The organism is Paracoccus sigandri, from assembly GCF_003709565.1.
Taxonomy (GTDB): Bacteria; Pseudomonadota; Alphaproteobacteria; order Rhodobacterales; family Rhodobacteraceae; genus Paracoccus; species Paracoccus siganidrum.
In genome coordinates this window covers 54,107-66,374 of record NZ_QNRC01000005.1, presented here as the reverse complement: position 1 = coordinate 66,374, position 12,268 = coordinate 54,107, and the positions used below count along the sequence as shown (strand labels likewise).

The 12,268-nt window shown below is 68.1% G+C and carries 12 protein-coding genes and 1 tRNA gene; 4 read left to right on the top strand and 9 right to left on the bottom strand.

Annotation, left to right across the window (positions count from 1 at the left end; genetic code table 11):
• Window positions 1-36: 36 nt before the first annotated feature.
• From yihA to rpmH, 8 genes are all read right to left on the bottom strand, one after another.
• On the bottom strand, window positions 37-687 hold the full coding sequence (gene yihA / locus C9E82_RS05740) for a ribosome biogenesis GTP-binding protein YihA/YsxC (RefSeq protein WP_119897347.1): 651 nt from the start codon (window positions 685-687) through the stop codon (window positions 37-39).
• Complete coding sequence (locus C9E82_RS05735; protein WP_119897348.1) at window positions 684-1,436, bottom strand: MOSC domain-containing protein; 753 nt, start codon at window positions 1,434-1,436, stop codon at window positions 684-686. Before C9E82_RS05735 ends, yihA begins: the two co-directional genes overlap by 4 nt.
• Window positions 1,433-3,283, bottom strand: a complete 1,851-nt coding sequence (gene yidC, locus C9E82_RS05730; protein WP_119897349.1) for a membrane protein insertase YidC — start codon at window positions 3,281-3,283, stop codon at window positions 1,433-1,435. The genes C9E82_RS05735 and yidC overlap by 4 nt, the downstream gene beginning before the upstream one ends.
• Window positions 3,284-3,422: 139 nt before the next feature.
• Window positions 3,423-4,721, bottom strand: coding sequence for an EAL domain-containing protein (locus C9E82_RS05725; protein WP_147393050.1), 1,299 nt, complete (start codon window positions 4,719-4,721; stop codon window positions 3,423-3,425).
• Window positions 4,722-4,780: 59 nt separating this feature from the next.
• Window positions 4,781-5,656, bottom strand: a complete 876-nt coding sequence (gene ttcA / locus C9E82_RS05720; protein ID WP_119897351.1) for a tRNA 2-thiocytidine(32) synthetase TtcA — start codon at window positions 5,654-5,656, stop codon at window positions 4,781-4,783.
• A 13-nt stretch (window positions 5,657-5,669) separates the two neighbouring features.
• Entirely contained in the window at window positions 5,670-5,945 is a 276-nt protein-coding gene (gene yidD, locus C9E82_RS05715) for a membrane protein insertion efficiency factor YidD (RefSeq protein WP_119897352.1), read from the bottom strand.
• Entirely contained in the window at window positions 5,942-6,298 is a 357-nt protein-coding gene (gene rnpA, locus C9E82_RS05710; RefSeq protein ID WP_119897353.1) for a ribonuclease P protein component, read from the bottom strand. Before rnpA ends, yidD begins: the two co-directional genes overlap by 4 nt.
• A 107-nt stretch (window positions 6,299-6,405) precedes the next feature.
• Entirely contained in the window at window positions 6,406-6,540 is a 135-nt protein-coding gene (gene rpmH, locus C9E82_RS05705) for a 50S ribosomal protein L34 (protein ID WP_028725980.1), read from the bottom strand.
• Window positions 6,541-6,807: 267 nt separating this feature from the next.
• Here rpmH and C9E82_RS05700 point away from each other — a divergent pair, with 267 nt between their 5' ends.
• The 4 genes from C9E82_RS05700 (at window position 6,808) to C9E82_RS05685 (ending at window position 10,903) form a co-directional block, all read left to right on the top strand.
• Window positions 6,808-8,229, top strand: a complete 1,422-nt coding sequence (locus tag C9E82_RS05700) for a sensor histidine kinase (RefSeq protein WP_119897373.1) — start codon at window positions 6,808-6,810, stop codon at window positions 8,227-8,229.
• A gap of 62 nt (window positions 8,230-8,291) precedes the next feature.
• Window positions 8,292-8,368, top strand: a tRNA-Arg gene (locus tag C9E82_RS05695).
• 779 nt (window positions 8,369-9,147) lie between these two features.
• On the top strand, window positions 9,148-9,861 hold the full coding sequence (locus tag C9E82_RS05690; RefSeq protein ID WP_119897354.1) for a hypothetical protein: 714 nt from the start codon (window positions 9,148-9,150) through the stop codon (window positions 9,859-9,861).
• 19 nt (window positions 9,862-9,880) lie between these two features.
• Window positions 9,881-10,903, top strand: a complete 1,023-nt coding sequence (locus tag C9E82_RS05685) for a DUF4123 domain-containing protein (protein ID WP_170162028.1) — start codon at window positions 9,881-9,883, stop codon at window positions 10,901-10,903.
• On the opposite strand, the gene C9E82_RS05680 is transcribed toward C9E82_RS05685, so the two are convergent.
• Window positions 10,873-12,267, bottom strand: a complete 1,395-nt coding sequence (locus C9E82_RS05680) for a phospholipase effector Tle1 domain-containing protein (protein WP_119897356.1) — start codon at window positions 12,265-12,267, stop codon at window positions 10,873-10,875. The two genes, C9E82_RS05685 and C9E82_RS05680, sit on opposite strands and share 31 nt — an antisense overlap.
• Window position 12,268 lies beyond the last annotated feature (1 nt).

Here is a 12,268-nt window from a genome sequence, read left to right as displayed (position 1 = left end):
CCAAGCGACGGGCGGACCCTAGGACGCATCGGCGGATCAGTCCAGCCCGGCGATGATGCTGCGCAGCGTGGCGATTCCCTGGCCCTTGTCCGAGGAGGTGACGACCAGCTGCGGGAAGGCGGCGGGATGCTTCTGCAGCTCGGCCTCGACCTGCTCCAGCACCGGGCGGATGGCATTGGGGCCCAGCTTGTCGGCCTTGGTCAGCACCACCTGGAAGGGCACGGCCGAGCGGTCCAGCAGCGTCATGATCTCGTGATCCACGGGCTTGATGCCGTGGCGCGAATCGATCAGGCAGAAGGCGCGGCGCAGCGTGGGCCGGCCGGCCAGATAGGATTTCAGCAGCGCCTGCCATTTCGCGACCACCGCCACCGGGGCCTTGGCGAAGCCATAGCCCGGCAGGTCGACCAGATAGCCGTGATCGCCCAGGGTGAAATAGTTGATCTCCTGCGTGCGCCCCGGCGTGTTCGAGGCCCGCGCAATGCCCTTGCGGCCGGTCAGCGCGTTGATCAGGCTGGATTTCCCGACATTCGAGCGCCCGGCGAAGCAGACCTCGGGGCGGTCGGCGGGCGGCAGCCCGTCCATGGCGACCACGCCCTTGAGGAAATCGACCGGCCCCGCGAACAGCAGGCGGGCGGCCTCGGCCACGTCGGCCTCGGGTTCGGGGGCGAGGGGGAAGGCGACCTTCATGTCCGCACCGCGTCGCCGACGGCGATCCGTCCGCCCTCGACCACCTCGGCGAAGATGCCGAAATCGGTATGGCCGTAAAGCCGGTCCAGCGTCGCAAGCATGTCGATGTCGCGCCGGCCGGTGTCGGTGCTGGCGCTGGTCGCCTCGCAACGGCCGATATGGGCGGTGACGCGCAGCTCGACCGCGCCGACATGGATGACCTGCCCGATCAGGGCGCGTTCGGCGAAGGGCTCCCAGCCCTCGACCCACAGGTTGCCCCGCCAGCGGTCGATGCCGAGCACCTGGCCGGTGCGGCTTTCCAGTTCGGCAAGGCTGGACAGCGACAGGATCGAGATCCACGGCCATTTCTGGTCGGTCCAGATCGCCGCCCCCCGGACCAGCCGGGTCGGGGCCGGAGCCGTCTCGGGCCAGAGCGGGCGCAGCCAGTCGACCAGCCGCGCGCCCTCGCTGGCCGGATCGACATCGATTCCCGGCCGGTCGGGATGGGACAGCGCGATCCGCCCGTCGCGCCAGCCGCCGCTGACCGCCTGCAGCGGCGCCGAGGCGACGCCGCGCAGGAAGCAGGATTTCGGCAGCCAGCGATCGGGTTCGCCGGCCTCGCCCGCATGACGCTCGCCCGCCTCGGTCAGCACCGCCCATTCGCGGTCGCCGGGCAGGCGGCGGGCCGGGGCAAGCGTCGTCGCGGCCAGCCCCTCGCCGCCGATCGTCTTGATCGGATGGCGGCGGATATGGGCCAGCCCTGCGCTCACTTGCCCTTGCCCTTGCCGGGAGCCGACTTGCGCGACCGCGAGGGCATCGAGGACCTGATGTTGCCGAACAGGTCGGGCCGGTGGCCGTGCATCGACATGATCGTGTATTGCTGGAAGATCGTGATCACGTTGTTGGTGATCCAGTAGAGCACCAGGCCCGAGGCGAAGCCGCCCAGCATGAACATGAAGATCCAGGGCATCCAGGCGAAGATCATCTTCTGCGCCGGATCGGTGGGTGCCGGGTTCAGCTTCTGCTGCATCCACATGCTGACGCCCAGCAGGATGGCCAGGACCGGCAGCGACAGCGAATGCAGCAGCGTGCCCTGGGCCGGCGCCGCGAAAGGTAGCAGCCCGAACAGGTTCAGCAGGCTGGACGGGTCGGGCGCGGCAAGGTCGCGGATCCAGCCGATCCAGGGCGCGTGGCGCAGCTCGATCGTGACGAAGATCACCTTGTAGAGCGCGAAGAAGATCGGGATCTGCAACAGCACCGGCAGGCAGCCCGCGGCGGGGTTCACCTTCTGGCTCTTGTAGAGCTCCATCACCTCTTTCTGGAACTTCATCCGGTCGTCGCCGGTGCGTTCCTTGATCGCCTCCATCTCGGGCTGCAATTCCTTCATCTTCGCCATCGAGATGTAGGACTTGCGCGCCAGCGGGAAGACCAGCAGCTTCAGGATGAAGGTCAGCGCGATGATCGACCAGCCCATGTTGCCGATCATGCCGTGCAGCCAGTGCAGCAGGCGGAAGATCGGCTTGGTCAGGAAATAGAACCAGCCCCAGTCGATCGAATCGACGAAACGCTGGATGCCGGGGCTTTCCTCGTAGCTGCGGATGACCTCCCAGACCTTCGCGCCCGCGAACAGGTAGCCGCTGGCGGTGTATTCGCCGCCCGCCGCGACGGTCTGCATCGGATAGCGCGCCTCGGTCTGGTAGATGTCGGCGCCATCGGCATATTTCACGACGGCGGTGAAGGACTGGCCGGGGGCCGGGGCCAGGGTGGTCATCCAGTACTTATCGGTGAAGCCGATCCAGCCATTGGCGTCCACGTTCAGGATCTGGGCGCGGCCCTCGCGGTCGACCGGATCGAGATCGGCGATCCTCTTGTATTTCAGCTCGACCAGCTGGCCGTCATGCATGCCCACGGCGCCCTCGTGCAGCACGAAGAAGTTCTGCGTGTCGGGCTGGCCGTGGCGGGCGATGATGCCATAGGGGGCGGCGACGAAGGGCGTCTCGGCATTGTTGGCGACGCTTTGCGAGACGGTGAACAGGTAGTTCTCGTCCAGCTCGAAGACGCGGCGGAAGATTTGGCCCGCGCCATTGTCCCAGACCAGCGTCACCGGCTGGCCGGGGGCCAGCGTCTCGCCCGATTCGAGTTCCCAGACCGTTGCCGGGCCGGGGACCAGCGCCGGGTCAACGCCCGCGCCGGGGGTCCAGCCATAGACGGCGTAATAGGGTTTCGCGCCGGTCGCGTCGACCGAGGGATCGGCGGTCGCGGAGGACGGGGCCAGCAGGCGCACGGCCGGCGAATTCGTGTCCAGCGTCTCCTGGTAGCGGGTCAGCATCAGGTCGTCGATCCGCCCGCCGGCCAGCGAGATCGAGCCAGACAGCGCGGCGGATTCGATGCGGACGCGGCCCGCGCGGGGCGTCTCGGCCGCCGTCTCGCCCAGGTCCGCGCCGGGGGCGGCGCCATCGGCCGCCGGGGGCGTGGCGGTGCCGTCGGCGGTTTGCGTCGCCGCTGGCTGGTCGGGCTGCGGCGGAACGGGTTCGGGGGCGAAGACCGTGTACCAGACAAGGATCACCAGGAACGACAGCACCGTCGCCAGGATGAGATTGCGGTTGTTGTCTTGCATTCCGTGATACCACCGTCTTCGCGTCAGTCGCGCCGGTTCAACAGAAGGGGCCATCAAAGGTCAAGCGGATTTGCCCGCGCGGGGACGAAACGCAAGGGGATTTTATGATTTCCGTCGCCGCGGCGCGTGTCGCGAGGGCCTAGCCCGCCTCTTTCCGGGTCAGCGGCGGCAGCCTGGCCGCGCGGCTTTCCTGGTCCTGCAGGAAGGCCAGCGTCTCTTCCAGCGGCATCGGCCGGGCGATCACATAGCCCTGGACCTGGTCGCAGCCGATCTGCGCCAGGAAGGAATGCTCTTCCCTCGTCTCGACCCCCTCGGCCAGGGTGTCGATCCCCAGCCGCTCGGCCAGGGCCAGGATCGCCAGGATCATGCGCTGCTGCGCGGGGTCGCAATCGCAGCCCATCACGAAGCTGCGGTCGATCTTGATGCGGTGGACGCCGAACTGCCGGATCGCGTCCAGGCTGGCATAGCCGGTGCCGAAATCGTCCAGGTCCAGCAGGCAGCCCGCCGCCGACAGCCGCGCAAGGTTCCGCCTTGCGGCCGAGGAGCTGCTGATCGGCCCGACGCTTTCCAGCACCTCCAGCACCAGCCGCGACGGGGACACCTCTTGCCGGTCCAGCTCCCACAGCAGCGATGCCGCGAAGCCGGGATCGGCAAGCGCGCAATTCGAGATGTTCAGCGACACGGTCGGCACGTCATGTCCGGCCTGGTCCCAATGTTTCAGCGCCGCCAGCGCCTGGCGCAGGATCCGCAGGGTCAGCGCGCTGTGGTCGGCCTCGCTCATGCCGGGCATGAAACTGGCGGGGGCCAGCAGGCCGCGGGTCGGGTGCTGCCAGCGGGCAAGTGCCTCGAAGCCGGTGATCCGGCCGGAATTGCAGCAGAGCTGCGGCTGGAAATGGGCGATGATCTGGCCGCTGGTCGCCGCCTCGGCCACGGTGGCGGGCAGGTCGTCGTCGGGATCGGCGGGGCGCGGCTCGAAGAGGCTGATGCGGCCGATCCGCTCGACCGGCAGCGCCATCAGGCGCCGGCGGCCGCTGTCGATCAAGGCGCCGAAGGCCGTCGCCGCCTCGGCCGGGTCGCGGATCAGCACGCCGGTCAGGACCGGCGTCACCTCCTGCCCGGCGATGCCGACGGGCTGCTGGCCCTGTTCCTGCAGGCGCAGCGAGATGCGCATCGCCTCGATTTCCGACCGGCCGGGCAGGGCGACGGCGAAGATGCCCTGGCCCAGGATCTGCACCCGGTCATGCGGGCGGGTCCCGGCGCTGAGCCGCATCATCAGCCCGACGAAAAGCTGCGACATCCCCGCCTTGCCCAGCCGTTCGGTCAGCAGCGCCAGGTTTTCCAGCCGCAGAAGCAGCACGGTATTGTTCCCGCCGCGGGTCCAGGGCGCGGCGATGCGGTCCCAGAGGGTCCGCCAGCGCGAGTGCAATCCGTCAGTCACCGAACTTCCCCGTCATGGAATCACCTGACGAGGATTAGCGCGAAATGCCTTCCGTTCGGTTAATGTTCTTCCGGCCGCAGCCTGGGAATATCGCTCGAATTTGACGGATCGGGGAACAGCTGGGCGAAATCGAACAGCTTCGGGTCCAGAAGATGCGAGGGCCGGACGTTCATCAGCGCGCGGAACATGACCTGGCGGCGGCCGGGCGTGCGGGCCTCCCATTCGTCCAGCAGTTTCTTGACCTGGACGCGCTGCAGCCCCTCCTGGCTGCCGCAGAGATCGCAGGGGATGATCGGATAGTTCATCGCCCGCGCGAAACGGTCGCAATCGGTCTCGGCCACATAGGCCAGCGGCCGCAGGACGGTCAGATCGCCCTCTTCGTTCAACAGCTTGGGGGGCATTGTTGCCAGGCGCCCGCCATGGAACAGGTTCATGAAAAACGTTTCCAGAATGTCGTCGCGGTGATGCCCCAGCACCACGGCCGAACAGCCTTCCTCCCGCGCGATGCGATACAGGTTGCCGCGCCGCAGCCGCGAACACAGCGCGCAATAGGTGCGGCCCTGCGGGACCTTCTCGGTCACGATGGAATAGGTGTCCTGATATTCGATCCGGTGTTCGACCCCGCGGGCGGTCAGGAATTCGGGCAGGACCGTGGCGGGAAAGCCGGGCTGGCCCTGGTCCAGGTTGCAGGCCAGCAGATCGACCGGCAGGAGGCCGCGCCATTTCAATTCATGCAGCACCGCCAGCAGGGTATAGCTGTCCTTGCCGCCCGACAGGCAGACCAGCCAGCGGTCGCCGGGGCGGATCATGCCGTAATCCTCGATCGCGGCGCGGGTCTCGCGCACCAGCCGCTTGCGCAGCTTGCGGAACTCGGTCGAGGAGGGCGCGCCCGCGAAAAGCGGGTGGATCTCGGTCTCGTCTGTATCGTCCAGCATCGCGGCGTCTCCTCTAGCGGCAGCCAGTGCCATGATCGCGGTCCTTGCCCTGCCCGCCATCGCCCTCGGAGCCCGGCACCGGGTCGAAACCCTGCCCGCCCCAGGGATGGCAGCGCCCGATCCGGCGCAGCGCCAGCCAGCCGCCCCTGATCGCGCCGTGCTGCTGCAGCGCCTCCAGCGCATAGGCCGAGCAGGTCGGCTGGAAGCGGCAGCCATGCCCGACCCAGGGCGACAGCAGCAGCCGGTAGCCGCGCACCGGCAGGGCCAGCAGATGCGCCAGCGGGCTCATTTGTGGACCTTGCGCAGGGCGAAGGCCAGGTCCTCGCAAAGCGCGGCGAAATCACGCTCGGCCGTGGCGCCCGGACGCCCGACCAGCACATAGTCCCAGCCCGGTCGCGCCTTGCCCGGCAGGCCCAGCCGCGCGACCTCGCGCAGCCGGCGCTTGGCGCGGTTGCGGGCCACGGCATTGCCCAGCTTCTTCGAGCAGGTGAAGCCCACCCGCGCCGGTCCCTGGTCGCCGCGGTCCCGCGCCTGCAGCAGGAAGCCGGGGGTTCCCTGGCGGCGTGCGCGTGCGGCGGCCAGGAAATCGGCCCGCTTGGTCAGCACCGGCAGGGCGGGGCCGGCGGGCCGGGATGCGGACATGCGAAATGCCGCCGTGCCGGCATCCCCTGGCTGGCGGTCAGCGGTGGGATGGGGCAGGGGCGGCATGTGCAAAGCCTCTGGTCGGCGGGTCGCCCCGCCGGACAGGATCAGGCCGACAGGCGCTTGCGGCCTTTGGCGCGGCGGGCGTTCAGCACGCGGCGGCCGCCCTTGGTGGCCATGCGGGCGCGAAAGCCGTGACGGCGCGCACGAACGAGGTTCGAGGGTTGGAAGGTGCGCTTCATGGTCAGTCTCCGGGGTCGTAGCTTGCGGTTGGCGAAAGGCGCGGGATTCGGACAGGCTGTCCCATCCCGCGCGCAGATGCGCCGGTTGTTCGAAGTCGGCTGGATAGTGCAGTCCGGCCGCGCCGTCAACCGCCCAGCCAAGAGATTCCGCAGCATCCCCCGCGACCCCATTGCCAGGGAACCCCGGCCGGATCACATTCGTTTGATGTGCATTACCCGCTTTTCGAGGCTGAAAAGCGGGGCAAACTGCGTCACAACCGGGGCGACATGCGACTGAACACCATTTCCGGCCGATTTGCAGCGGTGACGATCATCTTCGTCATGCTGGCCGAACTGTTCATCCTGCTGCCCGCCCTGGCCAGCTTCCGCCGCGATTACCTCGAATCGCGGCTGGAGCGGGCGCAGATCGCCAGCTTGGCGCTGCTGGCCACCGACGAATCGCTGGCCAGCGACCTGGAATCCGAGCTGTTGCAGAATGCCGGGGTCTTCAACGTCGTGCTGCGGCGCAACGACATCCGGCAGCTGGTGCTGTCCTCGCCGATTCCCGGCCCGGTCGCGGCGACCTACGACCTGCGCGAGGACGGGATGCCGGGCGCGGTCCGCGATGCGCTGACGACGCTGGCCGATGCCGAGAACCGGGTGATCCGGGTGATCGGCGCGCCGGTCAACCAGGCCGGGCAGCTGATCGAGATCACCATGCAGACCCAGCCGCTGCGCCAGGCGATGATCGAATACGGGCTGCGGCTGCTGGCCCTGTCGGCGGCCTTCGCCATCGTCACCGCGATCCTTCTGAACCTTGCGGCGCAGCGGCTGATCCTGGTGCCGATCCGGCGCGTGATCGGCAGCATGACGGCCTATGCGACCTCGCCCGACGACGTGCGCCACATCATCATCCCCGACGCCCGGCTGGTCGAGCTGCGCGAGGCCGAGGCGGCGCTGGAATCGATGCAGAAGACCGTCACCTCGTCCCTGAAGCAGAAGGAGAGGATGGCGCAGCTGGGCCAGGCGGTCGCCAAGATCAGCCACGACCTGCGCAACATCCTGACCACGGCGCAGATCTTCGCCGACCGGCTGGAGGACAGCGCCGATCCCAAGGTGCGCCGCGCCGCGCCCAAGCTGGTCAACTCGATCACCCGCGCGGTCAACCTGTGCGAGACGACGCTGGCCTTCGGCAAGGCCGAGGAGCCCGCCCCCTCGCTGTCGCGCTTCAACCTGTCGCAGCTGGTGGCCGAGGTGATCGAGGCCGAAACCCTGGCCGGCGAGGCCGCGGGCCAGGTCGAGTTCCTGACCGACATCCCGCCCAGCCTGACGATCCGCGCCGATCGCGACCAGCTCTACCGCGTCCTTGCGAACCTGGCGCGCAATGCCCGCCAGGCGATCGAGGGCACCGCCCGGCCCGGCACGATCGAGATCGGCGCCGGAGAGACCGACGGCGAATGGTGGCTGCGCGTCGGCGACACCGGCCCCGGCCTGCCCGAGAAGGCCCGCGAATACCTGTTCCAGCCCTTCACCGGCAGCGCCCGCAAGGGCGGCACCGGCCTGGGCCTGTCCATCGCCGCCGACCTGATCCGCGCCCATGGCGGCCGGCTGGAGCTTCTGCGCAGCGACGAGGAGGGCAGCGAGTTCATGATCCACATCCCCCGCGACATGGCCATCGTGCCGCTTCGCCAGGGCGCGGCGGCGCGCTGAACTTTTTTCGCCGCTCCCCCTTGCATCCGCCGATCCGGGGCGATAGATCACCGCCCTACGACGGACCCGTAGCTCAGCTGGATAGAGCACCAGACTACGAATCTGGGGGTCGGGCGTTCGAATCGCTCCGGGTCCGCCATATTTTCCAGGCATTGTTGCGCTCTTGCGGTGCTCCCCCTTTCGGGGACCGGTTTGCGACGGTGGTGGCCGGGCTGAAGGCCCGGATCGTAGTCTTCGAGAGCGCGGATGTCATCGCCAGGTATCTCTCAAGAATGCGGGTCGCCGATTGCAGCCTGTGCCCGATGATTGAAGCGATCGGGGCACCGCCCGGCCCGCCTCGTCGACCAGGGGACCACGCCGACCTTCTTGCGGTTCCGGGAACTCGAATTGCGGATGCGCCTGGTCGAGATCGAATGTTGCCATGTTCAGGCACTGCCCCGGCCGGGCTTGCGGGTCATCGTCCGCTTCGAGGATGAGGCGCATATCCTGTCGGCGCGGCATGAAAGCTTTGCCCGTCCTGGTCGCCTGACGCGGGATGAGGCCGGTGCCATCGGCAAGCTGTTGATCGGTCGCAGCTGCCGGCTCTCTGCCGTCCGATTGTGCATGTTGGCACAAGCGCGTGCCGTCATATGTTCCGCTGCTACGAAGCGTGCGGTCGGGAGGCGGGCAGGGACAGGGACGTCAGCGCTACGCCTGATCCAGCCCCCCTCTGCCTTGCTGGCGACGGATTGCCGTGACTCGTGCATGATGTCGCTGACGGTCCTGAGCCCGATCCCACCGGCATCGCCGACCGCGTCGCGACCTTCATGATCCTGGCCGCCATCCTGGGCGGGCTGTCGATGGTCGCCGTGTTCCTGCTGGTGCCGCTGCGACGGCAGGGGCGCATGTCTTCTGACCGCGTGTGCGGATCTTTCGGCGATGCGGCGGATCCGGCTGGCGCAGGGACCGTTCGCGGGGCCTTACAGCGCGCATGTCGTCAATCCCGTGCTTGGCCTGACCGCGTTTGCCGATGGCATCGTCATGGCGGAATGGACGAATGCGGGTTTCGCGCAAGGTCCGGCGTGGCGCCAGGATGCCGGCATGGTCGAAATCGCCGGCCCCCGTCTCAGCGCTGGTTTCGACGACAGCCTGCCGCTGATGCAGGAATTGCTGCGGCGCATGGCGACGGGCGGCGCGCATCCCCCGCTGGAGGACAGCCCGACGCTTCGCCGGCTGCGCGATGGGGTGGTGCAGGACTATGCGCTGATCCTCGACCGCCCCGAGGCCACTGCGCACCGCGATGACAAGAAGGCGATCACCGGCGCGCTGATCCGCCAGCCCCAGATCTTCTGGGCCTATCAGGCCCCGGAGGAGATCCGCGACCAGGTCTGGAACGGGCTGTGGCGCCAGTTGTCGGATCTGGGCTTCCCCGCCCCCAGAGGGCCGGCAGGACAGCCTGTCGCCCAAGGCGGCGCCCTGAAAAGGGCGCGGCGCTGCCGCGCAGGGCGGCCGGCCTGTCACGCCGCTTGCTGGCGCGATCGGGTCCGTTGCGGCGAATGGGCGTTCCGGGGCGGCCTTCCGAAGCCTGCCGCGGAATGTCGTCATTCGGACGCAAGACGATTGCGGCGAAATCCCCTTGCATGGGACCGATGATGGGGAGATGCAGGGTTCCATGCATGAGGACGAGGATGACATCTGGCTGCAACGCCCGGCCTTGGCCGACAGGGCGACGCGGCAAGCCGGCGGATTGTCCTGTCAGGCAATCGAGCTGGACCCCGGCGGGACAAATCCGGCCGAATGCCTGTTCGGCGCGACAGATGCGACCGCCAAGGGGCGGGTCGTCGCGCTTCTGGATCCGGCCAGGATTTTTGGCCTGCCAGAGATCCTGGAGGCATCGGGCCTGCATCATGTCTCGCTGTTTCAGCACGGCACGGACGACAGCACGCCAATCCTGGTCCAGCTTTTGCCGGAGGCGCGCCTGACCCGGCAACTGCTGGACGGGCGGGACCGGCCGACCAGCCTGCTGCATGCCAAGGCGGGCATCTATTTCCGTACCAGCATGGGCATGACCGGCTTGCGTCGGCATCTGCGCCGCCTGATGCGGGTGAGCGATGATCAGGGGCAGGTCTATTTCTTCCGGTTCTGGGAGCCCTGGGCAGCGCAATGCTATTTCGAACAGATCAAGGACATGCCGCAGCGCGCGCTGCACTGGTTCCACACGGTCGAAGGCGAATCGCTGGGCGACGTGCTGGTGCCCGACCCGGAGGCCGGACGCATGATGGTATTCGGCGCCAGTTTCGGGAATGCGGCACGCCCGCATGTTCCCTTTCGTCTTGCTGCCGTCGAATACCAGGCATTGCAGCACGCGCGGTTGCGCGCCGATCTTCGGCAGATCGTGGGACTGATCCGGAAGACGTTTCCCGATGTCGCTGAGAAGCTGGGCCACGCGCGGCTGGAACGGGACGTGACCCGCTCTGTCCGGCGCATGCAGGATTTCGGCATCAGGCAGCGCGACAACCTGCTGCGTCTGGCGGCCTGGGACCTGCACAGCGAAGGCCGGCTCGAGGGACGCGATGCACAGGGGTTGCTTCGTGCGATCCTCGAGAATTCGATGCCGGAAACCCAGAAGATGTTGGCCCTGACCGAGCGGATCGCCGAGCTGGATCAGACGGCTTCGCCGGGGCGGTTGGCATAGACGACGCGGCGGTGATCGGTGCGCGGGCGGTGCCCGGCCCAGTCGCCGACATTGCCGGTCTTGGCCGAGACATGGCCGTAGTCGCGCAGGATCGCCCGGTGCTGCGCCCGGCTGAGACTGCCCGAGCGGATCGCCGCGACATGGGGGCGCAGCCCCTCGGGGATGACATAGTTGGGATCGCTTGTCCGCAGCGGCAACAGCGCGGCGCCCTGGGCGGTCGCGATCTGGTGCATGACGTGAAGCGGAACGCGCGACAGGCCGATCCTGACCCAGGGACGCTCCAGCATCAGATGTTCGGTATAGCTGTGGCGGCGGATGACGCCGAAGCGGGTGGGGATGATGCGCTCCTCGATCGGGCCGAAGACCCGCCGGATGCCGCCCTGCGTCTCGTTCGCGCGGATCCAGCCTTCGTCGACCCAGACCTGTTCGGCGGCGGTATGGGCGCCGGGGGCGGCATCCTCGGCCCTGGCCTGCCGCTGCGCCGCCTCGGCCGCCTCGCGCGAACCGAAGTAGCGGGTGGTTTCGCGGCCCAGGGGCGCCCGGTCGCCGGGGTCGCGATAGCCGCCGCCGATATCGGAATGCGCGCCGGGCATGGCCTGCGAGTCGCCGCCGCCGGGCAGGTTGTGGTTCAGGCTGAAATTCATGCGATATTCGTCCATCGCGGTGATGTGGTGGATTTTCCGGGCCTGGTCCCGGCGCAGGTTGATGTTCTCGATCCCGGTATTGTCGGTCAGCGCATTGCCGATGGCCGCTACCGTGTCGAAGATGCCGACGAAGCGGATCTCATAGTCGATGCCGGGCGGCAGAAGGATGCCCGCCCCGGCGAAGGCGAAGCGCCGCGCCCGCACGCAATTGACGAAATAGCGCGCCCCGGCCGCCCCCCGGCTGAAGCCGAACACGTCGAAGACCACCTTGCCCAGTTGCGCGGGTCCGCCGGCGTCGCGGATCAGGCGGATCGCGTCGTTGAAGGCCACCATGACGCGGCGATCGACCCCGGTTGCGCCGGTGCCGAAGGCATAGCCCGTCATGCTGTCGGCCTGTCCCGCGGTCGAGCCGATCCCCTCGACATAAAGCGACCGGAAGCGCCGCGCGATACCGCCACAGGCGTTGCGTTCGTCCAGTTCCGGGCGATTCTTGTAAAGCGCATAGAGAAGGGCGACGTTCGACAGCGCGTTCTGATAGCTGTCGTCCTGGCGCGCCCGCGACAGCACGTTGAAGCGGTTGTTCAGCGTGCCGTCGAAGAACATGCCGATTTCCAGCGTGGTTTCCGGGCAGTTCTGGCGGATATTGCCCAGTTCTCCGCCCAGTCCGGCAGTGGCGGCGGCGGTCGTGGCGAGGGCGTCGATTTCGGTCAGCGAGGTCATC

What these genes read in the sequence shown, in the direction of transcription:
- yihA (WP_119897347.1), bottom strand. Translation starts at nt 687, where the DNA reads ATGAAGGTCGCCTTCCCCCTCGCCCCCGAACCCGAGGCCGACGTGGCC.
- yidC (WP_119897349.1), bottom strand. Translation starts at nt 3,283, where the DNA reads ATGCAAGACAACAACCGCAATCTCATCCTGGCGACGGTGCTGTCGTTC.
- ttcA (WP_119897351.1), bottom strand. Translation starts at nt 5,656, where the DNA reads ATGCTGGACGATACAGACGAGACCGAGATCCACCCGCTTTTCGCGGGC.
- yidD (WP_119897352.1), bottom strand. Translation starts at nt 5,945, where the DNA reads ATGAGCCCGCTGGCGCATCTGCTGGCCCTGCCGGTGCGCGGCTACCGG.
- rnpA (WP_119897353.1), bottom strand. Translation starts at nt 6,298, where the DNA reads ATGTCCGCATCCCGGCCCGCCGGCCCCGCCCTGCCGGTGCTGACCAAG.
- rpmH (WP_028725980.1), bottom strand. Translation starts at nt 6,540, where the DNA reads ATGAAGCGCACCTTCCAACCCTCGAACCTCGTTCGTGCGCGCCGTCAC.
- C9E82_RS05700 (WP_119897373.1), top strand. Translation starts at nt 6,808, where the DNA reads ATGCGACTGAACACCATTTCCGGCCGATTTGCAGCGGTGACGATCATC.
- C9E82_RS05690 (WP_119897354.1), top strand. Translation starts at nt 9,148, where the DNA reads ATGCGGCGGATCCGGCTGGCGCAGGGACCGTTCGCGGGGCCTTACAGC.
- C9E82_RS05685 (WP_170162028.1), top strand. Translation starts at nt 9,881, where the DNA reads ATGCATGAGGACGAGGATGACATCTGGCTGCAACGCCCGGCCTTGGCC.
- C9E82_RS05680 (WP_119897356.1), bottom strand. Translation starts at nt 12,267, where the DNA reads ATGACCTCGCTGACCGAAATCGACGCCCTCGCCACGACCGCCGCCGCC.